General features: G+C 47.3%; 24 protein-coding genes. 15 read left to right on the top strand and 9 right to left on the bottom strand.

The genetic code is table 11. The features are described from left to right. The first annotated feature begins 2 nt into the window (after positions 1–2). The 4 genes from serS (at position 3) to GO493_RS00270 (ending at position 3,792) form a co-directional block, all read left to right on the top strand. Positions 3–1,274 carry a serine--tRNA ligase gene (gene serS, locus GO493_RS00285; RefSeq protein WP_157304073.1) on the top strand — a complete coding sequence of 424 codons (1,272 nt, stop codon included), beginning with the start codon at positions 3–5 and terminating at the stop codon, positions 1,272–1,274. Between the two features lie 130 nt (positions 1,275–1,404). Continuing rightward, positions 1,405–1,947 carry a GNAT family N-acetyltransferase gene (locus GO493_RS00280; RefSeq protein WP_157304072.1) on the top strand — a complete coding sequence of 181 codons (543 nt, stop codon included), beginning with the start codon at positions 1,405–1,407 and terminating at the stop codon, positions 1,945–1,947. After that, on the top strand, positions 1,944–3,032 hold the full coding sequence (locus tag GO493_RS00275; protein WP_157304071.1) for a HesA/MoeB/ThiF family protein: 1,089 nt from the start codon (positions 1,944–1,946) through the stop codon (positions 3,030–3,032). Before GO493_RS00280 ends, GO493_RS00275 begins: the two co-directional genes overlap by 4 nt. Before the next feature lie 10 nt (positions 3,033–3,042). Further along, positions 3,043–3,792 (top strand): sulfite exporter TauE/SafE family protein, encoded by a 750-nt coding sequence (locus GO493_RS00270; RefSeq protein ID WP_157304070.1) that lies wholly within the window; start codon positions 3,043–3,045, stop codon positions 3,790–3,792. On the opposite strand, the gene GO493_RS00265 is transcribed toward GO493_RS00270, so the two are convergent. The 4 genes from GO493_RS00265 to GO493_RS00250 all read right to left on the bottom strand — a co-directional run bounded on the left by GO493_RS00265 (position 3,734) and on the right by GO493_RS00250 (position 8,840). Continuing rightward, a complete protein-coding gene (locus GO493_RS00265) occupies positions 3,734–4,912 on the bottom strand; it encodes a PepSY-associated TM helix domain-containing protein (RefSeq protein ID WP_157304069.1) in 1,179 nt (392 codons plus the stop codon). The two genes, GO493_RS00270 and GO493_RS00265, sit on opposite strands and share 59 nt — an antisense overlap. Positions 4,913–4,914: 2 nt before the next feature. Beyond that, complete coding sequence (locus GO493_RS00260) at positions 4,915–7,395, bottom strand: TonB-dependent receptor (protein ID WP_157304068.1); 2,481 nt, start codon at positions 7,393–7,395, stop codon at positions 4,915–4,917. Positions 7,396–7,493: 98 nt separating this feature from the next. Further along, positions 7,494–8,465 (bottom strand): GTP 3',8-cyclase MoaA, encoded by a 972-nt coding sequence (gene moaA, locus GO493_RS00255; RefSeq protein ID WP_157304067.1) that lies wholly within the window; start codon positions 8,463–8,465, stop codon positions 7,494–7,496. Between the two features lie 6 nt (positions 8,466–8,471). Continuing rightward, the gene (locus tag GO493_RS00250; RefSeq protein WP_157304066.1) at positions 8,472–8,840 is read right to left on the bottom strand and encodes a DUF7009 family protein; all 369 of its coding nucleotides are present in this window, start codon (positions 8,838–8,840) and stop codon (positions 8,472–8,474) included. Positions 8,841–8,917: 77 nt separating this feature from the next. Here GO493_RS00250 and moaD point away from each other — a divergent pair, with 77 nt between their 5' ends. Together moaD and GO493_RS00240 are read left to right on the top strand one after the other, a co-directional pair. Further along, complete coding sequence (gene moaD / locus GO493_RS00245; RefSeq protein WP_157304065.1) at positions 8,918–9,148, top strand: molybdopterin converting factor subunit 1; 231 nt, start codon at positions 8,918–8,920, stop codon at positions 9,146–9,148. Between the two features lie 49 nt (positions 9,149–9,197). Next, positions 9,198–9,614: a molybdenum cofactor biosynthesis protein MoaE gene (locus GO493_RS00240; protein ID WP_157304064.1), complete on the top strand. Its 417-nt coding sequence runs from the start codon at positions 9,198–9,200 to the stop codon at positions 9,612–9,614. A gap of 4 nt (positions 9,615–9,618) precedes the next feature. On the opposite strand, the gene mobA is transcribed toward GO493_RS00240, so the two are convergent. Together mobA and moaC are read right to left on the bottom strand one after the other, a co-directional pair. After that, positions 9,619–10,200, bottom strand: coding sequence for a molybdenum cofactor guanylyltransferase (gene mobA, locus GO493_RS00235; RefSeq protein WP_157304063.1), 582 nt, complete (start codon positions 10,198–10,200; stop codon positions 9,619–9,621). A 10-nt stretch (positions 10,201–10,210) separates the two neighbouring features. Then, on the bottom strand, positions 10,211–10,693 hold the full coding sequence (gene moaC / locus GO493_RS00230; RefSeq protein ID WP_157304062.1) for a cyclic pyranopterin monophosphate synthase MoaC: 483 nt from the start codon (positions 10,691–10,693) through the stop codon (positions 10,211–10,213). A 42-nt stretch (positions 10,694–10,735) separates the two neighbouring features. Between moaC and GO493_RS00225 the strand changes: the two genes are divergently transcribed. The 3 genes from GO493_RS00225 (at position 10,736) to GO493_RS00215 (ending at position 14,740) form a co-directional block, all read left to right on the top strand. After that, on the top strand, positions 10,736–11,941 hold the full coding sequence (locus GO493_RS00225) for a molybdopterin molybdotransferase MoeA (protein WP_157304061.1): 1,206 nt from the start codon (positions 10,736–10,738) through the stop codon (positions 11,939–11,941). A gap of 120 nt (positions 11,942–12,061) precedes the next feature. Next, positions 12,062–13,510 (top strand): DUF1800 domain-containing protein, encoded by a 1,449-nt coding sequence (locus GO493_RS00220; RefSeq protein ID WP_232538706.1) that lies wholly within the window; start codon positions 12,062–12,064, stop codon positions 13,508–13,510. A 24-nt stretch (positions 13,511–13,534) separates the two neighbouring features. Next, positions 13,535–14,740: a DUF1501 domain-containing protein gene (locus GO493_RS00215; protein WP_157304060.1), complete on the top strand. Its 1,206-nt coding sequence runs from the start codon at positions 13,535–13,537 to the stop codon at positions 14,738–14,740. Here GO493_RS00215 and GO493_RS00210 read toward each other — a convergent pair. Further along, positions 14,737–15,240 (bottom strand): hypothetical protein, encoded by a 504-nt coding sequence (locus GO493_RS00210; protein WP_157304059.1) that lies wholly within the window; start codon positions 15,238–15,240, stop codon positions 14,737–14,739. The two genes, GO493_RS00215 and GO493_RS00210, sit on opposite strands and share 4 nt — an antisense overlap. Positions 15,241–15,423: 183 nt before the next feature. On the opposite strand from GO493_RS00210, the gene GO493_RS00205 reads away from it, so the two are divergent. Both GO493_RS00205 and GO493_RS00200 read left to right on the top strand, forming a co-directional pair. Next, complete coding sequence (locus GO493_RS00205) at positions 15,424–15,786, top strand: BlaI/MecI/CopY family transcriptional regulator (protein WP_157304058.1); 363 nt, start codon at positions 15,424–15,426, stop codon at positions 15,784–15,786. A gap of 2 nt (positions 15,787–15,788) precedes the next feature. After that, positions 15,789–17,090: a M56 family metallopeptidase gene (locus GO493_RS00200; protein WP_157304057.1), complete on the top strand. Its 1,302-nt coding sequence runs from the start codon at positions 15,789–15,791 to the stop codon at positions 17,088–17,090. A 69-nt stretch (positions 17,091–17,159) separates the two neighbouring features. Here the strand turns inward: GO493_RS00200 and GO493_RS00195 are convergent, their stop codons facing one another. After that, positions 17,160–19,205: an OPT family oligopeptide transporter gene (locus tag GO493_RS00195; RefSeq protein ID WP_157304056.1), complete on the bottom strand. Its 2,046-nt coding sequence runs from the start codon at positions 19,203–19,205 to the stop codon at positions 17,160–17,162. 135 nt (positions 19,206–19,340) lie between these two features. Beyond that, positions 19,341–21,041 (bottom strand): peptide MFS transporter, encoded by a 1,701-nt coding sequence (locus GO493_RS00190; RefSeq protein WP_157304055.1) that lies wholly within the window; start codon positions 21,039–21,041, stop codon positions 19,341–19,343. Between the two features lie 183 nt (positions 21,042–21,224). Between GO493_RS00190 and purD the strand changes: the two genes are divergently transcribed. The 4 genes from purD (at position 21,225) to mreD (ending at position 25,278) form a co-directional block, all read left to right on the top strand. Then, on the top strand, positions 21,225–22,502 hold the full coding sequence (purD, locus tag GO493_RS00185) for a phosphoribosylamine--glycine ligase (RefSeq protein WP_157304054.1): 1,278 nt from the start codon (positions 21,225–21,227) through the stop codon (positions 22,500–22,502). A gap of 299 nt (positions 22,503–22,801) precedes the next feature. Continuing rightward, entirely contained in the window at positions 22,802–23,824 is a 1,023-nt protein-coding gene (locus GO493_RS00180; RefSeq protein WP_157304053.1) for a rod shape-determining protein, read from the top strand. Positions 23,825–23,884: 60 nt separating this feature from the next. Beyond that, a complete protein-coding gene (mreC, locus tag GO493_RS00175; protein WP_157304052.1) occupies positions 23,885–24,772 on the top strand; it encodes a rod shape-determining protein MreC in 888 nt (295 codons plus the stop codon). After that, the gene (mreD, locus tag GO493_RS00170) at positions 24,769–25,278 is read left to right on the top strand and encodes a rod shape-determining protein MreD (RefSeq protein ID WP_157304051.1); all 510 of its coding nucleotides are present in this window, start codon (positions 24,769–24,771) and stop codon (positions 25,276–25,278) included. The genes mreC and mreD overlap by 4 nt, the downstream gene beginning before the upstream one ends. Positions 25,279–25,325 lie beyond the last annotated feature (47 nt).

Genomic DNA, 25,325 nt, shown 5'->3' with positions numbered 1-25,325 from the left:
TAATGTTACAAGTTCCGTTCATTCGTCAAAACAAAGCCCTGGTGCTGGAACGGCTTACCTTAAAGAATTTTAAGGAGCTGGATCTGGTGGAAGAAGTACTGGCGCTGGATGACAAGCGCAAGAAATTAACCCTGGAGTATGATGAAACACAAGCAAAAGTGAACTCGGCCTCAAAAGAGATCGGTAAACTGATGGCCCAGGGGCAGAAAGATGAAGCGGAATCCCGTAAATCGGAAGTAGCATCCCTGAAAGAAAAATTACATCCTATCAATGAAGAGCTGGCTGTTACTGAGAAAGTACTGATCCAGACCCTGTCCAAACTGCCTAACCTGCCTGCAGCTATTGTTCCTCCCGGCAAAACGCCGGAAGAGAATATAGAGGTGCGCAAAGGTGGTGATATTCCTGCCTTGTATTCCGGCGCCGTACCGCACTGGGACCTGGCAAAGAAATATGACCTGATAGATTTTGAACTGGGTAATAAGATAACCGGCAGTGGTTTCCCTGTATACAAAAACCGTGGCGCACGTTTACAGCGCGCTATGATCCAGTATTTTCTTGATTATAATACCAGCAAAGGATACATTGAATACCAGGTGCCGCACCTGGTGAACGAGGCATCCGGCTTTGGTACAGGACAGCTGCCTGATAAGGAAGGACAGATGTATTTTGTAACGGAAGATGAGTTGTACCTCATACCTACTTCAGAAGTGCCGCTGACCAACATCTTCCGGGATGAAATACTGAAAGACACTGATCTGCCATATAAACTTACTTCCTATACCCCCTGTTTCCGTCGTGAAGCGGGTTCTTACGGTAAGGATGTACGTGGCCTGAACCGCCTGCACCAGTTTGATAAAGTTGAGATCGTACAGATCGTACATCCTGATAAATCTTACGAAATACTGGACGAAATGGTGGCTCATGTTGAAGGTCTGGTACAGTCGCTGGAACTGCCTTACCGCATTCTCCGCCTTTGTGGTGGCGACATGGGCTTTGCTTCTGCACTGACATACGATTTCGAGGTGTATAGCACCGCTCAGCAGAAATGGCTGGAGGTGAGCTCTGTATCTAACTTTGAGACTTACCAGGCTAACCGTGCAAAAGCCCGCTTTAAAGATGGCGCCGGTAAGCCCCAGCTGGTACATACGCTGAATGGCAGCTCCCTGGCATTACCCCGTATACTGGCCTGTATCCTGGAAAATAACCAGACAGCAGAGGGAATACAGATCCCAGCTGTATTACAGCCTTATTTCGGAAGCGATAAGATCGTGTAATAAAAGAAGATCTCCGGTCAGGAGTTTTTTTATTCTAGCCCCTGCAAGGACAAAAGTATAAATATTAATTTAGGATAATATAAAAGCGCTGCATATGTTGCAGCGCTTTTTTTGTCATTACATTTGTATTATGCAGCACTTTTTACCCAATGGCCAGGTACTTATCATCCGTCCGGCAGAGCCGGAAGACGCTTCTGAGCTGCTGACCTACTTCCGGCAGGTAGTCAGGGAAACAGACTTTCTGCTGATAACAGTACCGGAATCTGAGGTACTGACCATAGCTGACGAAGCAGCCTTCATCCGTTCCCTGGCAAACAATACCAAACACCTGCATCTGCTGGCCATTGCCGGTGGAAAGATAGTGGGCGCTATTACGGTGAAACAGCCGGATATGCGGAAAGAAGCCCACCTGGGGCAATTGGGCATAGCCATACTGCATGAGTACTGGAACATGGGCATAGGGCGTCGCCTCCTTACAGCCGCCCTCCGTTGGGCAGAGCAGCATAAAGAGATGGAGATCATCCAGCTCAGCGTATTTGCAAATAATGAAAGAGCTATCCAGTTGTATCGTAACTTTGGTTTTATGGAATATGGTCGCCTGTTGCAAGGCTTCCGCCAGCCGGACGGAACGTACGGAGATACAATATTGATGTCTAAAAGAATAAAGCCATGAAGACGCAGCGATATGACAGACAATTAAAACTGGAAGGATTTGGTCCGGAAAAACAACAACTGCTCAACCAGGCTGCAGTACTGGTGATAGGCGCCGGAGGACTGGGAGTTCCCGTGCTTCAGTACCTGACCGCTATGGGTACCGGTAAACTGGGCATTGTAGAATATGATACTATATCTATCACCAACCTGCAACGGCAGGTGCTTTACCACACTTCAGAGGAAGGGCAGCCTAAACTGCAAACTGCTATCCGCCGCCTGCAACAACTCAATCCCGAAATACAGTTCATTGCCCACGATACCTGGCTCACGCCGGAAAATGCACTGGATATCATTGCAGGATATGATGTAGTGGTAGACTGCTCCGACAACTTCGGCACCCGCTACCTGGTGAACGATGCCTGTGTGATCCTGAATAAACCTTTCGTATATGGCGCTATCCACAAATACGAAGGTCAGGTAAGCGTATTCAATTACAAAGGCAGCGCCACTTACCGCTGTCTCTTCCCCGAACAGCCGGAGCCAGGCGCTATGCTGAACTGTAGTGATATTGGCGTGCTGGGTATCCTGCCGGGCATTATTGGCAGCTACCAGGCTAATGAAACGGTCAAGATCATCTGCGGAATAGGTGAGCCGCTCAGCAATCAGCTACTCACAATAGATACTTTATATAACACACATTATACCTTCCGGATAACACCGGTACCCGGTAATCATAACATCACTGCCCTGCAGGATAGCTATGAACAGCCCTGCGATACCGGTGGCGTGAAAAGCCTGACAGTACAGCAATTACAGGAATGGTTAGAAGCAGGCAGGCCTTTGCAGCTCATAGATGTACGTGAGGCCGACGAATGGGAGGTGTGCAGCCTTGAACAGGCATTGCATGTACCTATGCGCATGATAGGAGGGATCATACCTAAGCTGCAGCGGGATGTACCGGTGGCGCTGCTTTGCCATCACGGTATGCGCAGCCTGATGGTAGCCCAGCAACTGGATGCAGCCGGATTCCCTTTTGTATACAATGTGGAAGGAGGTATACATGCGTGGGCATGTGAAATAGATGAGGAAATGAATATTTATTAAAAAACGGCTTATGTCTGCAGAGCTTTGTTTATTGTTTTTCACTGTAGCCCTTTTATATGCTTCTGCCGGATTTGGGGGCGGCTCCAGCTACCTGGCGCTGATGGCTTTATGGGGAATAGATTTCCAGCTGATGAAATCTACGGCATTGTTATGTAATATAGTTGTGGTGACAGGCGGTGTTTACCATTTTTATAAAGCCGGTCATCTGCCCATAAAAAAAGCACTTTATATCAGTATTGCCAGTGTACCACTGGCTTTCATAGGCAGTTATATGCCCATGAAACAGCATACTTTCTTCCTGCTACTGGGTATTGCGCTTACAGTGGCGGCACTTTGCATGTGTTACCGTATGTTCCTGGAAAGAGGCTATGAACCTGACGAAAAGAACAACGGAACTTACAAATACGGGATCATTGGTGCAGGAATTGGTTTTCTGTCCGGCATGACAGGGATAGGAGGAGGAATTTATCTGTCGCCCATACTCAGGCTGGGTCGTTATGATACACCTAAAAATATTGCGGGGTTGTGCAGTTTCTTTATATTGGTTAACTCTATCGGCGGACTATTAGGACAGGCCGCCAAAAAACAGATCGTTTTTGATCTGCATTTTGCCGGCCCGTTGTTATTGTCTGTGATCGTTGGCGGGCAAATAGGCGCCCGCCTCAGCGCTGCTGTATTGAAACCTCGGATGGTAGAAGGCGCTACAGCTTTGCTGATACTGTATGCAGGGGTGCGGATGTTGTTCCAACTCCCGGGATAACAGCCTTCTTTGCTTTTTTTACCGGTTTTTTCTTCTTTCTGCCCAGGTAGATCAGTAGCCCTGTAACCGGCAGAGAAGCTGCTACTAATGAACTGATCAGCGCTATTATTTTAGTAGGCCAGCCATAGATGCTTCCGGTGTGGATAGGATAGACCATCCTCCTGGCTTTCATGCCTGCACTTTCATTCTTATGCAGACGTTCTTTTACCAGTTTAGCCGTGCCTGCCTGGAAATACAGGAAGTCATATGTGTTGGAAGTGCTGGCAGCCATATTGTATTTGGAAGCAGCTATAGCTACAGTATCGCCCTCAAAACGGATGGTTACCGGGCCACGATAAGGCAGCCTTTCATTGGTAGTATTATAGATCTGCTCAAAGTAAGCAATACCGGTATTCTTTACCGCCTGGCTTTTGGGGGCAGTAACTTTCTCAGGTTTGGAAGAACCGTTGAAGGCATAGAACAGCAGCCCGTTCACCCATTTATAACTCCATACAAGGCCCGTCAGTGAAATAGCCAGCAGTACCAGGTGTATATAGAACCCGAAAACCGCATGCAGGTCCCAGTTCAGTCTCTTGAAAGAGGCATTCCATTTTACACTCAGACGCTGTTTGCGGGCATTTCTTTTAGGCCACCATAATACCAGTCCTGTAATGATCAGGATGACGAAGATGGAGCAGGAAATACCGGTGATGATCTTACCGGTTTCGCCCATGCACAGGTAGCGGTGCAGCTGCAACACTATGGTGAAAAAGCGTTTGTTGGCAGGTAGGGCTTCTATGATCTTACCTGTATAAGGATTGATGGCAACGTACAGTTGGTTGGCTTTATCCTTGCCTTTTCCTTTCTGCAGGAGGTAAACAATGCTGCGGTCAGGCTCTGGTTCAATTTCCATAGTACCGGACTTATAGCCCGGATATTGGCCCTGTACGTTGGCCAGCAGCTGGTCCAGCGGTAGTCTTGTCGTGTTGGCAGGTGCTTCTACATAAAAAAAAGAAGAGTGGAACGTATGTTCCAGCTCTTCCTCAAATACGAGCAGGCTGCCTGTCAGTGCTACTATCAGTACCACTATGCCGGAAACGATGCCCAGCCAGAGATGTAACCAGCCTAATATTTTTTTCATGATCAGAATGTATAAGAAATTGTTGCCTGCCAGTTCCTGGGTGCGCCAGGGAAGAGGCGAAGATAGTCATAACCTCCCACCCAGTACACTTTATCTGTCAGATTGTTGAAATTCAGCTGTAACTGCACCTTATTCACCTTGTAGAAGAGGCCTGCATTCAGCAATGCGTAACCGGGCAGGGTCTGTACCTTGTTCAGGGATACATTTCTTTTGGTCACGAAGTTACCGCCTATGGCCACTCCCAGGCCTTTTACCTGGCCTGAAGGGATGGTATATTTAGTCCACAGGCTACCCTGTTGTTTTGGTGCATTAGGTTTCTGAAGGCCTACCAGGTCTTTGTCAGTACCTGCTGCATTGCTGATAACGGCGTCATTGTAGGAATAGGTAGCAATGATGTTCCAGTTGTCTGTCAGCTGGCCGGTTACATCTACTTCCACACCTTTGGCTGTTTCTTCACCTATCTGTGTGAGCAGGTCCGGCTGATTAGCCACTCCGGCAGGATACAGGGTGTTCTTCTGCCTAATATGGTAAACAGACAGGTTGGTGGTTAATTTACCCTGCAGCCATTCAGCTTTCACACCTCCTTCCACAAGTTCACTCTCAATGGGGTCGAACGGTCCGCCGGTAAGCGGGTTGTTTTGTGTGGCAGCATCCTGTGGATTGTAACCTTTGGTATATACACCATAAAGATTGATGTTGCGGGTAATGCCATATACCAGGCCTACTCGGGGCAGGAAGGCATGCTGACGAACTTTTCTTACAGTGTCGGTTTTATAGAACGGCCTGTCTGTATAGGTCTCATAACGTACGCCCAGCAGTAATTGCAAAGCGCCAAATTTCAGCTGGTCCTGTGCATAGAAACCGCCCAGGCTGCTGAAAGAAGGCATTACAGTGGCGTTCTGCGCCACATACACATATTTGTTCATGTCTTCCAGCTTGTTCTCTCTTTTAATGAGATCGTAAGCGGGAACGTTGGGCTTTGGAATATTGATGACTGTCCCGTCGGCAGTAGTGTATTTGTAGAAAACGTAATTGGCCGCGTTGGCAGGGTTATAAGCTGCCACACCGCCGTTTTTCAGCTGGTAGTTGGTGGCTGTCATCTGGGATGCTCCGGGCGACAGTGTAGCCTGGGAGTAGTCATAACCTACCAGCAGTTTATGGCCTATTTTACCGGTATTGGCATCGTAGGTCAGGTATGCAGAGGCGTTGGCGCTGGCGGGATTCTTTTTGCGGACAAACACCTGTCTTGCTACAAGGCTGTTGATAGGATTACCGGCTGAATCTACTGCATAAGCGTTGGCACTGCGGTGCTCCAGGAGGTCTTCTGTATAACCCGTGCGCAGGTAAGCCAGGTTGAAAGAAAGCCGGCTGCTGAACTGGTGGTTCAGAGAGGCCATTACAGTGTAGGTTTCTTCATTCAGGTAGTCGTTCGTGGCGCTGAGCGACTGTGAAATTGGTGTGGAGTAGAGGTCCTGGCCGTTAAAGATAGACTGGCCCCTGTCCAGGCGGCTGTTGGACTTATTGTATACCGCATCAAAGTTGATACGGGTCTTTTCTGTTGGAAGGAAAGATACGGAAGGTGCAATCACGATATTTTTGTCGAACTGCAACACTCGGAAAGATTCTGCATTCTCATAGCCAATGTTCAGGCGGTAGAGGATAGTCTTCTCATCGTTCAGCGGACCGGTAAAATCAGCCAGGGCGCGGGTGGTATTGAAGCTGCCCATAGTAAAGCTGAGTGATTTACGGTTTTCTTCCAATGGCTTTTTGGTAACACGGTTGATGGTACCACCGGGAGAGGCATTGCCAAACAGTGCGGAAGCAGGACCTTTGATCACTTCTACCCTTTCCAGGAAGTTCACCATGGGCTGTTTCCAGAAGCCGGTAAAGGTACGCATGCCGTTCATCAGCTGTGTGGTGCTGCCACCGTTAATGCGGAAACCGCGAATGGTAAGGTCGTCGTAAAAAGTAAACTGGTTGACACCGCTCATGTTCTTTACTACATCTCCTATTCTTACAGATGCCTGGTCCTGCATCAGTTCCTTTGTTACATATGAGATGGACTGGGGAACGTCTTTCAGGGGAGTAGCGGTTTTGGTACCAATAAAAGAGTTGGTGTTCTTATAACCGATCTCTTTCCGGCCGGTGATTTCTACTGTCTGCAGTTGTTCTGTAGTCGGAAGCAGGATGATCTCAACTGAGCCGGCTTCTTTTTCTTCTGAATAAACTGTCAGGTCCTGCAGTTCAAAACCTGTATGTGAGAAATGGATGATGTATTTGCCTGCCGGGAGGTCGGAGAAACGGAATGCCCCGTTCTCATCTGAAAAAGTAGTGCGTTTCTGTCCTTTTATAGCGATACTTACTTTCTGAAGAGGTGCTTTGTTAATATCTTTTACCACACCGCTGATGTTGGTCTGGGCAAAGGTGCAGAGAGAAAATAACAGGAGGAATAAAGATAATAGTGAATGCTTTTTACATGACATCGTACAGATCAATTTTGCCCTGCAAAGGAAGCGGGTAAATGGCCTGTGAGGTATGCCAATGCGGAAATTGATTTACGCAAAGCGAAAAAAACAGTGAATTATCCGCCAATTACGGACATGCTGTCCCATTTATGGGCCAGTTTTTCAGCTTCCTGTCCATTAACTGGCTTATTATTCAGCGCCTGGCGGATCTCATGCAGCAACAGATCTTCGCTGGCGCCATTGCGTAACAGGTCTCTTACGTTCAGTACATCCTGTCCATAAAGACAGGTTTTAACACCACCGGTGGGCGTTATCCTGATCCTGTTGCAGGTACCGCAGAAGGTGCGGCTGTAAGAAGGAATGACCCCGATCCGGCCTGCATGGCCGGCTGCCTGGTAGCTGAGGGAAGTGGAATGTGGTGCATCCGGAAGCTTTTGCAGGGAGTAGGCAGCTTCCAGCGTATCCAGGATACGGCGGTAATGCCATTTGATACCGGAAAAGTCATGTCCCTGGCCATTAAAAGGCATTTCTTCAATGAACCGGACGGATATAGGATATTGAGCTGTTAAAGCTACAAAATCAGTCAGTTCGTCTGTATTGACCCCATCCATCACCACAACATTCACTTTTACCTGCATATCATGTTCCAGCAGACTGTTCAGGGTACCCATTACAGCATGGAACTGGTCCCGCCGGGTAATTTGTCTGAACCTGTCAGGCCGGAGGGTATCCAGGCTGAGATTGATGTTGCGGATGCCTAATTGCTGTAAACGGGGAATGAAAGGTTGGGTCAGTACACCGTTGGTAGTAATGGTGATCTCATTGATGTTGTTGATGGCTGATAGCTGTTCCAGCAGCCGGAGCAGGTCTTTCCGGAGAAAGGGCTCTCCGCCCGTAATACGTACTTTGTTGATCCCTGCGGCGGCCAGTGGGCGCATGAGAGCCAGTATTTCCTCGTAGGTGAGCAATTCCCGCCTTTCGAGGAATTGCATATGTTCAGGCATACAATAGCTGCAACGCAGGTTGCAGCGGTCTGTTACAGCCAGTCTTACGTAATTGATAATGCGGTTATGTGCGTCTGTCAGCATATTTACTCAGCAGCTCTCTGCCGGATTGTCGAACGCGTAGCTTTGGTCCTCATCACGCTCGGTCAGGCATTTAAAATCTTTCTCCACCAGTATTTTCAGTACAGAGCCGTCAGCATTGGGCAGTTCTGCATCAAATCCTACCAGGTCTGTGTTGGCCCAGTTATCTACCTGTTCTTTCGGGAAGGAAAGATGTACGGCTGTTGCTTCCAGTTTGATTGCCGGAGCAGTGCTGCCGGCTTTTGCCTTGATACAGAAGTGAAGGGCGCCAGCGCCTATGACAGTGGTCTCTTCTACTTTCTGCTGTTCCTGCAATTGCTGTATATCTTTCTTATCCAGCCTGTAACGTATGGTATTGCCTTTTATCCTGATCTTCATTTGACGGTAAATTGATATATCTGCTACTTAAAATTACTACATTATCGTAGCTTTATCTAAATTTTCATGAGAGGTATATGCGTGTATTGTTGTTTGGCATTGCAAAAGACATAGCAGGGAAGCCTGTTATTACAGTGGATGGGGTGAATACTGTAGCAGAGCTGAAAAGTTACCTGTATAAAACATATCCCCGGCTGGAGCAGCTGAGATCTTTGATGATAGCAGTAAATAAAACGTATGCGGGAGACGGGCAGGTGTTGCAGGCAAGTGATGAGGTGGCGGTGATACCTCCGGTAAGCGGTGGGTGAAAGCTATTAGACAGAATTATTTGAATGTATTTTACCGCTTTGAATTACAATGAATAAACTCGTCAGAATAGACACACACATCACTGTTCAACAGGCGCTGGATTTTGTTGAAGCTCCTGACTGTGGCGGTGTTGTGATCTTCTCCGGAAACGTACGTAATGTTACTCAGCAGAAAAAGGTAACGAAACTTTTCTTTGAATGTTATGAGCCCATGGCCTTACTGGAAATGGAAAAGATAGCAAACCACACCATTGAGAAAATGGGTGTTAAGAGAATTGCCATATTGCATATCACCGGAGAAAAACTACCGGGAGAAACGGTAGTGGTCATTGCAGTTGCGGCGCCTCATAGGGCCGCTGCATTTGATGCCTGTGAGTATGCAATAGATACGTTGAAAGAAACAGTACCTATCTGGAAGAAGGAATATTTTGAAGACGGAGAAGTGTGGGTTGCCGCCCATCCCTAATCTTTCAATGTGGCCTGTGTTTAACTGCATATTCAGCCTCCTGCTTCTCTTCAGGCGTGTTGGCATTGAACTGCTCTGTAGCCCACGGGTTCTCTATCTGCAGGTAATCTGACTGCAATAAAGCTTTTCGCGGACAATTCTTTCCCGACTCAAAACTCAGCTTTAATTTCTGTAACCCGGATGGTTCCCATATAGCTATTAATGGCTCCGGAAGATGATTTACCGGGCTGACAAATGCGGTTGCATCTTTTGTTGCATCTCTGTGCTGCAAAAGAAAATCGATGCTTTGGCGGCTTATCAGCGGAAGATCGCAGGCCAGCACAAACCATGCTGCATCAGGAAAGGCTGCATGTGCACTGAGTAACCCTACGGCAGGGCCGCCACCTTCCACACTATCTGTAATAACCGGAATATTTTCTATCACCTGGTCTTCCCGGAAGGAAACATAAGTATCTGGTACCTGTGCCTGTACAAGGTTGTACAGGTATTGCCATTGTGGTACACCATGATAAGGGATCATGCTTTTATCTTCCTGCATCCTGGTGCTCCGGCCGCCACAAAGTATAAGTCCTTTTAATGTTGTCATTACTGTGAATTTAAAAATCCCGTTTACCACCTGTCTTGCTCAGCAGGCGTGTTTGCCTGATCACCATTTCATGTGTAAATGCTTTGCACATGTCGTAGATGGTCAGCGCTGCCACACTGGCTCCTGTCAGCGCTTCCATCTCCACACCGGTTTTGCCGGTGGTCTTGATGGTGCAGCGCACCACTGCTTCTTCTCCTTCCAGCTGAATATCTACCTGGCAGCCGTCCAGCAGTAAGGTATGACATAACGGAATGAGGTCGGGAGTTTTTTTTGCGGCCATAATACCCGCCAGGATAGCGGTCTGGAACACTGCGCCTTTGGCGGTGTGAATATCAGACCCGCTGAATTGTTGTCTTACTATCTCCGGTAAAAATACCCTGCTTTCTGCAACAGCTACCCGTTCGGTCTCTGCCTTACCGCTTACGTCCACCATGACCGGCTGGTCTGCTGCATTGAGGTGTGAAAATCCCTGTTTGCTTGAATCATTGCCCATAATAGAATAAATTTACAAACAAAGACACCAAACCACCAAACAATGCCGATAGATGTAACAGCCGCATATGCAGCGGTGATGGGAACGGTCCGCGACTTCGGAATGGAACAACTGCCTTTCAACACCGTTACAGGCCGCATTTTGCGGGAACCTGTGCTTTCAGATCGTGATTTCCCCCCCTATGACCGCGTAATGATGGATGGTATAGCTATAGACTACGAAACATATGCCAAAGGGCAAACCGTATTCGGTGTGGAAGATATACAGGCTGCGGGCATGTCCCGCAAGCTGCTGGGAAATACGGCCAATTGTATGGAAGTGATGACAGGAGCTATCCTGCCGGAACTGACAGATACTGTTGTACAATATGAACACCTTACGGCATCAGAGCATGAAGGCTTTAAACGCTTTACCATCAATACCGGCGTTAGCCAGGGGCAGCATATACACCGGAAGGGCTCGGATGCTGCTGCCGGCCAGGTGCTTATAGCCGCCGGTACCCGGATCACAGCAGCTGAAACCGGTGTGCTGGCTTCTGTAGGGAAAAGCCTGGTCTCTGTCAGCAAACTGCCTGAAGTGGCTATCATTGCCACGGGCGATGAGCTGGTACCTGTCAGCGAAACACCTGACGTACACCAGGTACGTATCTCCAATTCCTACAGCCTGGCTGCGGCCCTGAAGGAACTGAACATCAATGCTACCTGTTATCATGTAAACGATGATGAGGCAGCTATCAGGGCATTATTTGAATCTATCCGCGATGCAGATGTCTGGATCTGTACAGGCGCTGTATCTGCCGGTAAATATGATTATCTGCCGGTTGTTTTATCAGACATGGGCATGCAGACCATCTTTCACAAAGTAGAGCAGAGGCCAGGCAAGCCTTTCCTGTTCGGGCATTTTGATAATGGACCGGTAGTATTTGCCTTACCCGGTAATCCGGTATCAGGTTTCATGTGCTGTTACCGCTATGTGTTACCCTGGCTCCGCGCCTGCCTGCAATATGCTGCGCCTCCGGTGCCATATGCTGTGCTGGATAAGGAGGTTACGTTCAATCCTTCCCTCACCTATTTTCTGCCGGTAAGATTGCACCCGGCGGAAGAAGGTAAGTGGATAGCATTGCCACCGCCCTATCATGGCTCCGGCGATCTGGCGGCTCTTTTGCAGGCAGATGGCTTCCTGGAGCTGCCCCCGGAAAAATCTGTTTTTGAAAAAGGGAGCAGTTACCCGGTATGGCGGTTCAGATAAATTTAACATTGGGCTAAATGGCTGATTATCCGCCGGATTTGCCTGTTCGTCTTTCAGGATGCCATGTTCGTCATTAAACTCCGGTTATTTTTATACGTCCAAATCCAAACCCGTTTGCGTATGTCAGCAGTTCCGGAAAAGTTACAGATGCAACACCTGGCCTGGAGGGCCGGCTTCGGAGAGTCCCTTCCCGTTATCGAAGACTGGACCCACAGAAGGAAAAAGCAGATCGTGAACAGGATAATGATGGGGCCTGAGAAAGATCCGCAGGAAGCGCTGAAGGTTATAGACAGGTCTGACCTGCCGGATGTTGGCCGTAGGAAAGACATGACAGAAGAAGAAAAGAAAATGGTACGGAAAATGAACGTCCAGGGTATTAAAGACCTGAATGTTTCATGGATGTATGAAATGGTGACCACCACACATCCGCTGCGCGAAAAAATGGCCCTTTTCTGGCATGGGCATTTTGCCTGCCGCACACAAAATGTACTGTTCACCCAGCAATTACTACAGGTAATAAGGGATAATGCCCTCGGCAATTTCGGAGAACTGCTCACGGCAGTTTCCAAATCGCCCGCCATGCTCCAGTTCCTCAACAACCAGCAGAATTATAAAGCACATCCCAACGAGAATTTTGCGCGTGAAGTGATGGAACTCTTCACTACCGGAAGAGGTCATTACACCGAAAACGATGTGAAAGAAGCTGCGCGCGCCTTTACCGGCTGGTCTTACGATGAGGAAGGGAACTTTGTTTTACGTGAGAAAAGGCATGATGAAGGAGAGAAAACTGTATTGGGCAAACGTGGCCATTTTACAGGGGACGATGTGCTGAAAATACTGCTGGAACAAAAGCAGACCGCCCGCTATATTACAGGAAAGATATACCGCTACTTTGTTTGTGAAAATCCTGATGAACAGAGAATTAACGCACTCGCCGAAAAATTCTATCAATCCAGTTACGATATCAAAGCATTGATGCAGCAGATGTTCACGGCCGACTGGTTCTATGACCGGCAGCTGATTGGCACACGCATCAAATCGCCGGTAGAGCTGATAGTAGGTTTACGTAGAAGCATTCCCGTTGCCTTTGAAAGAGAAGAGGTCGTAATCTCTTTTCAGCAGGTGTTAGGCCAAACATTATTCTACCCGCCCAACGTAGCGGGATGGCCCGGAGGAAGGAACTGGATAGACAGCTCCAGCCTGATGTACCGTATGCAGCTGCCCAGGATGGTGCTCTATGAAAAGGAGTTCAATATCCAGCCTAAAGAGATCACACCTGAAATGGGTATGGGTAGTTACAAAACCACTATGCAGGTAAATGAAGCCGCTAAACGGCAGTATGCCCGTAAGATAAACGGGCGGATAGACTGGGCTGCTTATCTCAGGGCATATGAGAACGTGCCGCGTGAGAAACTGGCAGAAACCATTGCCGGAGCGCTTTTGCTCAGCAACAATAAGAGTATGGACAGTGCATTGCTGGAGAACTATGCAGATAACTCCTCGCGGGAGAACTATATTAAAACAGTCACCATTGCTGTAATGAGTACACCGGAATACCAGCTTTGCTGATCTTCCATCAAAATATTCACACTTATGCTGATCCTTAACAGACGTCGTTTTTTACAGGTAGGTTCACTGGCTTCGGCTTCGCTGATGCTGCCAAAATTTCTGAAGGCGCTTGAAAAAGATACTCTTGTCCCTCCCGGCAACAAGGTGTTGGTGATTGTGCAGCTTTCCGGTGGTAATGATGGATTGAATACCGTGATCCCCTACAGGAATGATATTTATTACCGCTCACGTCCTACACTGGGTATTGCAAGGGAGAATGCTTTATCACTGACAGATGAGACAGGGCTGCATCCTGCGTTAACGGGTTTTAAAAGCCTGTATGATGAAGGAGCCATGGGTATATTGCAGAATGTAGGTTATCCTAACCCTGACCGGTCTCATTTCCGTTCTATGGACATATGGCAATCTGCCAGCAGCTCTTCTGAAACCTGGACGGATGGCTGGATAGGGCGTTATCTTGATGCGCAGTGTAAAGGTTGCGATAAACCCGTACAGGCGTTGGAGATAGATGATACTTTAAGCCTTGCAATGAAGGGGATTGATATAAAAGGGCTGGCTTTCCGTGATCCGGATAAGCTGCAGGGGGGCGCTAATGAGCATCTTTTCAGGGAGCTGCTGCACAGGGAAGCAGCAGCAGAGGATGAACATAGCAATGTTGATTATCTCTACAAAACAATGGGTGCTACAATGTCTTCTGCTGCCTATATCAAAGAGCAGTTCAAGGCATATAAAACAAAAGAGATCTTTCCCTCCACACAGCTGGGACGTAATATGCAGACCATTGCCCGGCTTATTATGTCTGATATCAGCACAAAAGTATATTACGTGTCGCATGGTACATTTGATACACATGTGAACCAGCTGGCTTCCCAGCAGAACCTGTTCAGACAGCTGGATGAAGCGGTGATGGCCTTTACAAAAGAGCTGAAGAACAACAACAGGTTCCAGGATGTGGTGATCATGACCTTCTCGGAATTTGGCCGCCGGGTGGCGCAGAATGCCAGTGGCGGTACAGATCACGGCACTGCCAATAATATGTTCATGATAGGCGGCGGATTAAAACAACAGGGATTGCTGAATGATGGGCCTAACCTGGAAAATCTTAAGGATGGCGATCTTCAGTATGAAACAGATTTTAAACAGGTATATGCCACGTTGCTGAACAGGTGGCTGGGTGCAGATGACAAGGCCATCCTCAAAAAAGAGTACGGGTATCTTTCCTTTGTTTAATTACCGGCCCTGATAATAGCCCTCAGAAATCCGTTTGCAGCAAAATTTGGAGATGCAATGCCACTTGCATCTATCAGCTGTGCATCAAATCTTGCTTCAAGAAGACTGTCCTGGAGACTGATTATCTCCATAGAGAAACTCCCATAATGATCATTTGCCTGCAGGGTTAACCCGGATTCAGGATACAAAATTGTCATGGAATTACCTTGTCCGGCCGGGAACCGGCCTTCTCTCAATGATTTCAGATCTGACTTCAGTACAAAGGTGACAGACTCATTTCCATCTGCTGTTCCTTTTATAGTCAGCCTCAGATGGTCGTTGCTGGTTTCTGCATCGGTAAGATTGGCCGGAGTAAGTATAGCAGAAGGCTTTTCTCCTACTACTATAATATCCCGCATGGTGAAGGAGAAAAATTCTCTCAGTGGCTCAGTCTCTTCATCTTTTTTGCAGCCGGCAAACAGCAGCAGCAATAAACACATGGGTAGGAACAAATGGCGCATGTCAATCGGTTTTAGATTAGAATATGATTCAGGACGGCTAGTGCTACATAAAATCAGGGGTTCGGATTCGAAAATTTCATCACGCTAATATATTGATTTTCATTTACTAAGTTTTAATAACTAATAAATAGTTGTATAACTGAAAAATCAGTTATACATTTAGGTCAGTTAAAATAAACCGTTATGGAAGAACTAACCCGCACAGAGGAAGGGATCATGCAGATCCTGTGGTCTATTGAAAAAGGTTTTGTAAAGGATATTATTGAAAGAATGGAGGAGCCCAAACCTCCTTACACAACAGTGTCTTCTGTGGTCAGGCTCCTGGAAAGCAAAGGTTATATAGGGCATAAGGCATATGGAAAAACACATGAATACTATCCGCTCATTGCAAAAGAGGAGTACAGGAAAAGTCGCCTGGGTACTGTTATAAAGGATTATTTTGATAATAAGACTTCCAATCTTTTATCCTTCCTGATGGAGGAGGAGAAGCTTTCAAAGAAAGAACTGGATGATCTCCGCAAATTTATTGACCAGCAAAACCAATGATCATGACTGCTTTTTTTCACTATCTTCTGTTCGCGTCTTTTAGTCTTGCTTTGTGCTGTGTGATCTACCAGGTCTGGTTAAGACATCTTTCTTTCCACCGGTGGAACCGTCTGTTCATCCTGTCTGCTATCCTGGCTTCACTTCTGTTACCTTTTATCAATCGTGTTTATGATGTACGTGTACCTGTTATAAGTGATGCAGGTCAGGGCGTAAGAACACTGTTAAATACAACGATACATGACAGTGCTCCTGTTATGCTGCCTGCATACCGTCCGGGTTTGAACATGCTGGATGTATTACTGGGTATTTACCTGGCAGGGGTTGCCATAATGTGTATCCTTCTGCTGATGAACTTATTCCGTATCTATCGTCTTATTCATAAAAAAGATAGAGAGTATTACCTGGGTTGTATGATCATCCGTAGTACCGGTTTGAATGCTTCTTTTTTCTGGTATATCTTTTTAGAAGAGGGAATGGAAAATAAGATGATCTTACAACATGAAATGGCACATGCGTATCACTGGCACAGTGCAGACCTCTTAGTGGTAGAACTGGTAAAGATCTTCTTTTGGTTTAATCCTGCTGTTTACATACTGAGTGCAAGGTTGAGGGCCCTGCATGAATATGAAGCAGATGAAATAACTGCTGCTGTCAATGACAGGAGGGAATATGCCCATTTCCTCCTGGGCATGCATGAAAAAGCGCATTATAGGCTGCTGCATTCTTCTGCTGCACATCCGCTTAAATCCCGCATAAAACAATTATTTACACCCAAATCATCCCACATGAAAAAAGCACTTTATTTACTGCTGATACCCTGCCTGTTACTGGCGGCTTCCGGTTTCTCCCTGATTAAAAAACGTTTGCGGAACACCCATACATCTGTCAGCGTATCCGGCGCCTGGAATATTGAAACCAGGGAGAGTGAAGAAGAACTGATAATGGAAATGAGATTTCGCAATGATGTAGTGATCACACCGAAAGTATATGATCAGTTTTTTAAGAGTGCTTTACGGGATATGGCAGAGAAACTGCTTAAATATGACGTATCTATGAGCCACACAACTTATGAGCGGAATGGACATGTGGACCAGCTTGGCATAAAGCTTACTAACATGAAAGATCACCGTGAAGCAGGTGATGAATTTAGTATTCCTGCCCTGGCTGATATAGATGGTTGCCTGATCATAGGTATGAATAAAAAATCCGGCCAGTTACAGGTAAGAGCTTCCAACAGATCTGTGGTGGAGGCATATGATATGAAAGGTATCATCAACTGGAATCCGTTTGATAAAAAATGCTGATCATGAATAATGAATAAAGAAGCCCCCTGCAAAACTTGCAGGGGGCTTCTTTATTCATGGCAGATCATCTTATTTCTTATTAGCTACTCTGTATAGCACCCATCCCATCAGTGCAAAGAGCAAAGCCCCCATGAGATAGTAGCCCCCATGTCCAAGAGCGCCCACCAGGGGTTCTTCCATATTGAGCTTAGCCAGTACTGCCGCAGAGCCGTCAAATCCGGCAAGGATGGCAATGATAACACCAGCAACGGCGCCACCAGCTACCAGGCCTGTTGCAAACAGGTTGCCTTTGCCCAGTTCTTCTTCCTCCGCAGAAAGGTGGATATTCTGTTTTTTGCGTTTGTTATCTACAATACCACGGATAGCGCCACCTACAAAGATAGGCAGGGTGGTAGATAAGGGCAGGTATGCTCCAACTGCAAAAGACAGGGCTTTGATACCGCAAAGTTCCATAGTGATGGCAATGAATACGCCTGCCAGTACAAACTGCCAGTCCAGGTTATAGGAGAGTATACCTTTAGCCAGGGTAGCCATCAGTGTACCTTGTGGTGCAGGAAAATAAGTACTGCCGATAGCGTGGTCAGTAACACCGTTGGCAATCATTGCAGCAGTTGGTTTATCCAGGAACTTCACAGTGAGGCCGATAACGATAGAAGATACTACTGCGCCGATGAACAGCGATAACTGCTGGTACATGGGCGTAGCACCTACAATGTAACCGGATTTCAGGTCCTGGGAAGTACCACCTGCGTTGGCAGCTGCAATACAGATCATACCACCTACAACCAGCGCCATAGGTTCATACAGTTTGCCGCTCCAACCTACTGCTATGAACACCAGGCAGGTACCCATCAGGGTAGCGATGGTCATACCGGAAATAGGGTTGTTGGAAGAACCGATCAGGCCTACAATACGGCTGGACACTGTTACGAAGAAGGCGCCGAAGATCACCACGAGTAAGCCTACCAGCAGTTTTTTACCGATAGAATCACCAGGAAGCTGAGGCAGGAAGGCCATCAGCACTATCAGGGCAATGCTGCCAAACAGTACTACTTTAATATTCAGGTCTCTTTCGGTACGTGGTACTTCATTGGTAGCTGCTTCATTTTCCCCGTTGTTCTTCAAAGAGCCGATGCTGCCTTTAAAAGAGGAGATGATGGTAGGAATGGTTTTGATCAGTGTGATGAAACCGCCGGCAGCTACTGCTCCTGCGCCTATCTGGCGTACATAGGCAAAGTAGATGGCGGAAGAGAAATCAGCAAAAGTATGTGCGGAAGGGTCCCAGTTGCCTTTACCACCCGGAGTGGTGATGCTGGCCAGGTATCCCAGTTTTACGAGTTGGGTGGCAATAGCATCTGCAGGTACCAGCGTAGCCAGCAGGGGGATCAGCACTAACCAGGACAATACGCCACCGGCTACCAGTACACCCGCAATACGGGGACCAATAATATAACCCACACCCATGTATTCAGGAGTGATCTCTCCGCTTACACGGGCAGAAGGGAAGAATCTGTTCACCTGCTGTGTCATATAGGAAGGCACCTCTGCAATTACGTGCAGTACTTTCTGCAGTATGGCGTATAAGGTAGCGAAGCCTAATCCGTAGAAAGCCATTTTAGCGAAGTCGCCGCCTTTTTCGCCTGCTACCAGTACATCGCCACAGGCAGTACCTTCGGGGTAAGGAAGGGTATCATGTTCTTTTACAATGAGTGAACGGCGCAGGGGTATCATCATGAGTGTCCCCAGGATACCGCCAAAGATGGCCAGTGTAAGGATGGTCAGGTAGTTGAAGAACTTCTCACCGCCTCCGTCTGTCAGGAACAGGAACCCCGGCAGGGTGAATACCACACCTGCGGCAATGGATTCGCCTGCAGAGCCGGTAGTCTGGATGATGTTGTTCTCAAGGATGGTAGTTTTAAAAAATTTCCTGCCTAATGTAATGGCTATCACGGCAATAGGGATAGAGGCAGACACGGTAAGACCCGCTTTTAATGCAAGATATACGGTTGCAGCTCCAAAAATGATCCCGAAGATGCAGCCCAATAAAATGGACTTCAGCGTGAACTCTTTCATGTTCACCTGGGGTGGAACGAAAGGCTTGAATTTATCTGCCATAAGATTGTAATGATGGTAGTGACTTTGTTGTTGAATAAGGTTAAAATGTGGCAATATAAGTAAAAATACAGTGCTGACTGAAAAAGAAGGGGGAAGCGGTAACCCGCTTCCCCCTTTCCAGTAAGGATCTATCTGTCAGTAAGATCCGGTTTTATCTTTCACTACCTGGGCTATCCATTTACTGATCAGCAGCATGATAACACCTGCAATACCGGCAGAAACGGTCAGGATCAGGAAGTACATGTTCTTGTTGGTGAACTCGTCCCAGAAAGTGGCCATCAGACCGGCTACTTTACCGGCAATGGCATTCACCAGGTACCAGCCCCCCATCATCAGGGCCGTAACGCGCGGAGGGGACAGTTTGGATACCATAGACAGACCTATGGGACTTACCAGTATTTCACCCACAGTAAACACGGCATAAGTACCAAACAGCCAGGCCATGGATGTTTTATCGATATATACGTTTGTCATGGAAGCGGCTATCACCATGAGCAGGGAAGAGAATCCTGCCAGGAAGATACCCAATGCTATTTTGACCGGTGTTGTCGGCTCTTTGCCGCGTTTGGCCAGGTAACCGAACAGACCTACTACTATGAGAGAAAATGCTACAATAAAGAAGGGATTAATAGACTGGAAAATCTCTGTAGAGATCAGTTTCATCTTACCACCTGCAGGCCACTGGTCTTTAGGCAGGTTCTGGAAATAAGGGTCAGCCCCCTGTACTTCTATTGTTTTGCCGTCCGGCCCTTTGATGGCGCGGAAATGCTCGTCTATCTGGGTTACTTTATGCGGGTCTGTCGTTACTGTCTGCAGCATACCCATAGGCTGGGCTACCTTTTCAACAGTGGAAGACATAGATCTGTCAGTGTATTGATCTGCCCAGATGGTGAGTCCTGTACTGTTCTGGTTGTAGATCACCCAGAAAACTATTGCCACGGCAAAAAATGCCAGCAGGGCGCCCAGTCCGCGTTTATCATCCCTGGTACTGGCCTTTACATACAGGGTGATATAGAATATGATAATAGGTACGCAGGCAAAAAGGAAAGCGTCGTTGGAACGGGTACCGAAAAGCGGTGCGCCGGTCATATCAGTCATGAAATAACCTAATGCGGCAGCCAGGATGGCAGGAAGGAACACCTGTGCCAGTATCTGGCCTATAGGCATGTCATCTTTCTGAGGTGCTTTCCGCACATCGCCTTCAGCCAGCAGTTTCTGGTTGGAGGCAAAGATGATGAGGCCCACCAGCATGCCTACGCCGGCAGCAGCAAAGGCATGTCCCCATCCGTAATGGTTGCGCAGATAGGCCGCCACGAAGTTGCAGATGAAGGCGCCTATGTTCACGCCCATATAAAAGATATTGTAGGCTACATCTTTTTTAGCCCGCAGGTCTTCACGGTTGTAGATATTACCGAGAATAGTGCCGATGTTGGGCTTAAAGAAGCCGTTCCCTATAATAATAAGCCCCAGGCCTATATACATGGCGGCATCCCCGGGTACGGCCAGGCTGAAATAGCCGGAGGCCAGCAGTATCCCTCCCAGGAGTACGGCCCTGCGGTAGCCCAGGTAACGGTCTGCCAGCAGGCCCCCCACAAAGGGAGAGAGGTAAACTAATGCGATATAGGAGCCTACAAGGTCAGCCGCTTCTGTAGTACCGAAGCCTTTACCGCCGTTGGAGGCCGGATCCACAAGGTACAGGAAGAAGATACCGATCATCAGATAGTATCCGAAACGTTCCCACATTTCTGTGAAGAATAAAGCGTAGAGGCCTCTGTGATGACCTTTGGTTGGTTTGCCGGGTGTAATTACAGGCTGCTCAACAGCAGTTTGAGTCATAATAGGTACAATTTAGATGTTTGTTGTTTGGTGTTAGTTAGTCCCTGAGTGGAGGCAAGTTAAATAAATTCAGCTTTTTATCGGTTAAAATGGTGTTTTTGGTTAAATTTTGGCCTTTCTTTGCAAAAAATTTGGAAGAACGGAGAGCGGTGGATTTTTGCAGAGAGACGCGAACAATTTCATATGAAGATATTATTATTAGGAAGCGGCGGCCGGGAACATGCCCTGGCGTGGAAAATGTCACAGAGCCCATTATGCGGGCAGTTATTTATTGCGCCCGGTAATGCGGGAACAGCGCAATATGGACAGAACCTGGACATTGCCGTATCTGATTTTGAGAAGATTAAGACTTTTTGCATAGAGAACGCTATCAGCCTGGTAGTGCCCGGTTCTGAAGAACCGCTGGTAAAAGGCATTTATGATTACTTTCAGCAGGATGCAGTTTTAAAGCATATTCCGGTGATGGGCCCCTCTGCCCTGGGGGCACAGCTGGAAGGCAGCAAAGCATTTGCAAAGCAGTTTATGCAGCGCCATAATATCCCTACTGCCGCTTACCGCGAGTTCAGTGAGGAGACTTATGAAGAAGGTGTTGCTTACCTGCGCGCACATTCCCTGCCGATAGTACTGAAGGCCGACGGGCTGGCAGCAGGAAAGGGCGTGGTTATCCTGGAAGATCACGAAGCAGCAGTGGCTGAGTTTACACAGATGATCAAAGACGCAAAGTTTGGCGATGCCAGCAGAAAAGTGGTGGTAGAGCAGTTCCTGACAGGTATTGAACTGTCTGTATTTGTGCTCACTGATGGGCACAGCTACCAGGTACTGCCTACAGCCAAGGATTATAAAAGGATCGGAGAAGGTGATACCGGCCTGAATACCGGCGGTATGGGCGCTGTTTCTCCAGTACCATTTGCTGACAAAGCATTTATGGACCTGGTGGAAGAGCGTGTTATCCGTCCAACAGTGGCTGGTCTTGAGAAGGAGCAGATCGTTTACAACGGGTTTATCTTTTTCGGCCTGATCAAAGTGGAAGGGGAACCTTTCGTAATTGAGTACAATTGCCGTATGGGTGATCCGGAAACAGAAGTGGTAATGCCAAGGCTGAAGAATGACCTGCTGGAACTTTTTAAAGCGGTTGCTGACGGACAGCTATCCGCACAGACAATTTATGAAGATGCCCGAGTGGCAACAACTGTTATGCTGGTAGCAAAAGGCTACCCTGAAGCATACGAGAAAGGGAAGGTAATCAGTAATATACCGGCGCCTACGCAGGATCAGTTGGTGTTCCAGGCCGGTACACGCGCTGTGGGAGCAGATGTGCTCACCAACGGCGGCCGTGTGCTGACCATCACGTCCCTTGCTTCTGATCTGGGCATTGCGTTGACCCACAGCCGGCAGACTGCTGAAATTATTGATTTTGAAGGTAAATATTACAGGAGGGATATTGGTTTCGAGTTCGTATAATGGGAGGGAATGCTGTAGCCGGTAGTTGCAGGGACAATCGCCGGAAAACTCATAACTCATTCATACAGAGCACACAATTTAAGCCGGATTATTTCGTTTAAGCGTTTTCGGGAGTCATTACCACGCCGGCTTTTTAACATTGTCATTAACTGTTACAACTACTAACTGACTCAACAGATACAATAAATAACATTTTTTAATATTTAGTTGTATTATTGGGAAAAACAACAATTTTTAGATTGTATATTCGTTGGAATTATTCATTTTTGCACACAATAATATTTTGACCATATTAAGCAATGGGGTTCTTTAATTTTTTAACACAGGAAATAGCGATTGACTTAGGTACAGCTAACACGCTGATCATCCATAATGACCAGGTGGTGGTTGATGAACCTTCCATTGTTGCTATAGAGCGCGCTAGCGGTAAAATTGTGGCGGTTGGAAAGAAGGCCATGATGATGCACGAGAAGACACACGAGTACCTGCGTACTATCCGTCCGTTGAAAGATGGCGTGATAGCTGACTTTAACGCAGCGGAAGGCATGATTCGCGAGCTTATCAAACTGGTATATCCTAAAAAGCCCTTATTCTCTCCCAGCTGGCGTATGGTTATTTGCATACCATCCAGTATCACTGAAGTAGAAAAACGCGCCGTACGCGACTCTGCTGAACAGGCAGGCGCGAAGGAAGTGTTCCTTATACATGAACCTATGGCTGCCGCACTCGGTATCGGTATCGATGTGGAAGAACCAGTAGGTAATATGATCATCGATATAGGCGGCGGTACCACAGGTATCTCCGTTATAGCCCTGGCCGGTATCGTGTGTGACCAGAGTATCCGTATTGCCGGTGACGAATTCACTGCCGATATTATGGAAGCTCTTCGCCGCTACCATAGCCTGCTGATCGGTGAAAGGACGGCAGAGCAGATCAAAATACAGATCGGTTCCGCACTGAAAGAACTGGATAACCCACCAGATGACGTAGCCGTGAACGGACGCGACCTGGTAACCGGTATTCCAAAACAGATCATGGTATCTTACCAGGAAGTAGCTGAAGCACTGGACAAATCTATCTTCAAAATAGAAGAAGCCATCCTGAAAGCACTGGAAACCACACCACCGGAACTGGCAGCAGATATCTACCGCAGAGGACTGTACCTCACAGGTGGTGGCGCCCTCCTGCGCGGACTGGATAAACGCCTTACCCAGAAGATCAAACTGCCCGTACATGTAGCCGACGATCCGCTGCGCGCCGTGGTAAGAGGTACCGGTATCGCATTGAAACATGTTGGTAAGTATCCGTTCCTAATGCAATAATATCCGGAAACGGTCAGGAAAACAGCTTTCCTGACCGCTTCTACTCTGAAAATATATCCTGTGCGTAATCTCATCATTTTCTTAAGGCGCTATTTTAATTTTTTTCTGTTTCTGCTGCTGGAAGTGATTTGTATTGTGCTGGTATTCCGGAATAACGACTTTCAGAAAACAGCCTACCTCAACTCCGCCAATAACGTCAGCGCCAGGTTATACGAACGTTACAACAATGTGGAATACTACTTTCACCTGAAGGCTACCAACGACAGCCTCGTGAAAGAAAATGCCAGACTGCATAATATGCTGCAAAGCAGCTTTGACAATGCCTCCGTCTCTGATATTGTCAAAACAGATACCATTCATCAGTACAGCACAGATACTTCCCGCAAGGTCGTAAGCTCAGAAGTTCGCCGCTTCCTTTATCGTGAAGCAAAAGTGATCAACAACTCTGTCAGCAATCCTATTAACTATATTACCATCAGGCGCGGAAGCACAGATGGAATTAAGCCGGATATGGGCGTTGTAGGCCCCAGCGGGGTAGTAGGTGTAGTACGCAGCGTGAGCGACAAATACGCCGTAGTACTCTCCCTCCTGGCTAAAGGCCGCAACTTCGGTATCAGCGCCCGCTTAAGCTATAGCCGTGAAATGGGTACCGTACGCTGGTACGGTGGTGAAGCGAATTATGCCGTACTGGAAGACGTACCTAAAAGCGTAAGGCTGATAAAAGGAGACACAGTGGTAACCAGCGGCTACTCAGCCCTTTACCCCGCAGGTATCCCTATCGGGTACGTGGAATCATACACCGTGGCCGATAAATCAAGCACAGCCTACACTATCCGGATCAGACTGGCCACCAACTTTAACAACCTGCAGTATGTCTATGTAATAGATAACGTATTGAAGGAAGAACAAAAATCATTAGAAGATTCAACATACAGGTTGATCAAATGAGTATACTATTACGAAATATCATCCGTTTTGTGCTTTTGCTGCTGTTGCAGGTATTTGTCCTGAACAGGATACAGCTGCACCAGCTTGTGGGCTTTAACCTGTATATGTTGTTCGTATTGCTGCTGCCCTTCAATATGCCCCGCCCCGCTTTAATGCTGCTGGGTTTTTTCATGGGCCTCAGCCTCGATTCATTCATGAATACAATGGGTATACATGCCGCCGCCTGCGTATTCATTGCCTATCTGCGTCCGTTTATTATCAATATACTGTCACCACAGGGTGGATTTGAAACAACCCAGAAAACACCGTCTATGACCAGCATGGGTGTTTCTCAGTTCCTAACCTACATCGCTATCCTGGTTTTCCTGCATAACCTGGTATACTTTCCCCTGGAGGTGTTCAATTTTGGTAATTTCTTTTACCTGCTTTTGAAGATCCTATTGTCTGCAGCCGCCAGTATTTTCCTGATAGTGCTGTATGAACTGTTGTTCTTTTCAAGGAAATAGCAGGGAGTATTTATCTTTATATATCAGAAGAAGTTAGTCACATTATA

The organism is Chitinophaga tropicalis (genome assembly GCF_009758205.1).
Lineage (GTDB): Bacteria > Bacteroidota > Bacteroidia > Chitinophagales > Chitinophagaceae > Chitinophaga > Chitinophaga tropicalis.
The sequence above is the reverse complement of the archived record's forward strand: the minus strand, read 5'-3'. Positions and strand labels throughout refer to the sequence as shown.

What these genes read in the sequence shown, in the direction of transcription:
- serS (WP_157304073.1), top strand. Translation starts at nt 3, where the DNA reads ATGTTACAAGTTCCGTTCATTCGTCAAAACAAAGCCCTGGTGCTGGAA.
- GO493_RS00280 (WP_157304072.1), top strand. Translation starts at nt 1,405, where the DNA reads ATGCAGCACTTTTTACCCAATGGCCAGGTACTTATCATCCGTCCGGCA.
- GO493_RS00275 (WP_157304071.1), top strand. Translation starts at nt 1,944, where the DNA reads ATGAAGACGCAGCGATATGACAGACAATTAAAACTGGAAGGATTTGGT.
- GO493_RS00270 (WP_157304070.1), top strand. Translation starts at nt 3,043, where the DNA reads ATGTCTGCAGAGCTTTGTTTATTGTTTTTCACTGTAGCCCTTTTATAT.
- GO493_RS00265 (WP_157304069.1), bottom strand. Translation starts at nt 4,912, where the DNA reads ATGAAAAAAATATTAGGCTGGTTACATCTCTGGCTGGGCATCGTTTCC.
- GO493_RS00260 (WP_157304068.1), bottom strand. Translation starts at nt 7,395, where the DNA reads ATGTCATGTAAAAAGCATTCACTATTATCTTTATTCCTCCTGTTATTT.
- moaA (WP_157304067.1), bottom strand. Translation starts at nt 8,465, where the DNA reads ATGCTGACAGACGCACATAACCGCATTATCAATTACGTAAGACTGGCT.
- GO493_RS00250 (WP_157304066.1), bottom strand. Translation starts at nt 8,840, where the DNA reads ATGAAGATCAGGATAAAAGGCAATACCATACGTTACAGGCTGGATAAG.
- moaD (WP_157304065.1), top strand. Translation starts at nt 8,918, where the DNA reads ATGCGTGTATTGTTGTTTGGCATTGCAAAAGACATAGCAGGGAAGCCT.
- GO493_RS00240 (WP_157304064.1), top strand. Translation starts at nt 9,198, where the DNA reads ATGAATAAACTCGTCAGAATAGACACACACATCACTGTTCAACAGGCG.
- mobA (WP_157304063.1), bottom strand. Translation starts at nt 10,200, where the DNA reads ATGACAACATTAAAAGGACTTATACTTTGTGGCGGCCGGAGCACCAGG.
- moaC (WP_157304062.1), bottom strand. Translation starts at nt 10,693, where the DNA reads ATGGGCAATGATTCAAGCAAACAGGGATTTTCACACCTCAATGCAGCA.
- GO493_RS00225 (WP_157304061.1), top strand. Translation starts at nt 10,736, where the DNA reads ATGCCGATAGATGTAACAGCCGCATATGCAGCGGTGATGGGAACGGTC.
- GO493_RS00220 (WP_232538706.1), top strand. Translation starts at nt 12,062, where the DNA reads ATGTCAGCAGTTCCGGAAAAGTTACAGATGCAACACCTGGCCTGGAGG.
- GO493_RS00215 (WP_157304060.1), top strand. Translation starts at nt 13,535, where the DNA reads ATGCTGATCCTTAACAGACGTCGTTTTTTACAGGTAGGTTCACTGGCT.
- GO493_RS00210 (WP_157304059.1), bottom strand. Translation starts at nt 15,240, where the DNA reads ATGCGCCATTTGTTCCTACCCATGTGTTTATTGCTGCTGCTGTTTGCC.
- GO493_RS00205 (WP_157304058.1), top strand. Translation starts at nt 15,424, where the DNA reads ATGGAAGAACTAACCCGCACAGAGGAAGGGATCATGCAGATCCTGTGG.
- GO493_RS00200 (WP_157304057.1), top strand. Translation starts at nt 15,789, where the DNA reads ATGACTGCTTTTTTTCACTATCTTCTGTTCGCGTCTTTTAGTCTTGCT.
- GO493_RS00195 (WP_157304056.1), bottom strand. Translation starts at nt 19,205, where the DNA reads ATGGCAGATAAATTCAAGCCTTTCGTTCCACCCCAGGTGAACATGAAA.
- GO493_RS00190 (WP_157304055.1), bottom strand. Translation starts at nt 21,041, where the DNA reads ATGACTCAAACTGCTGTTGAGCAGCCTGTAATTACACCCGGCAAACCA.
- purD (WP_157304054.1), top strand. Translation starts at nt 21,225, where the DNA reads ATGAAGATATTATTATTAGGAAGCGGCGGCCGGGAACATGCCCTGGCG.
- GO493_RS00180 (WP_157304053.1), top strand. Translation starts at nt 22,802, where the DNA reads ATGGGGTTCTTTAATTTTTTAACACAGGAAATAGCGATTGACTTAGGT.
- mreD (WP_157304051.1), top strand. Translation starts at nt 24,769, where the DNA reads ATGAGTATACTATTACGAAATATCATCCGTTTTGTGCTTTTGCTGCTG.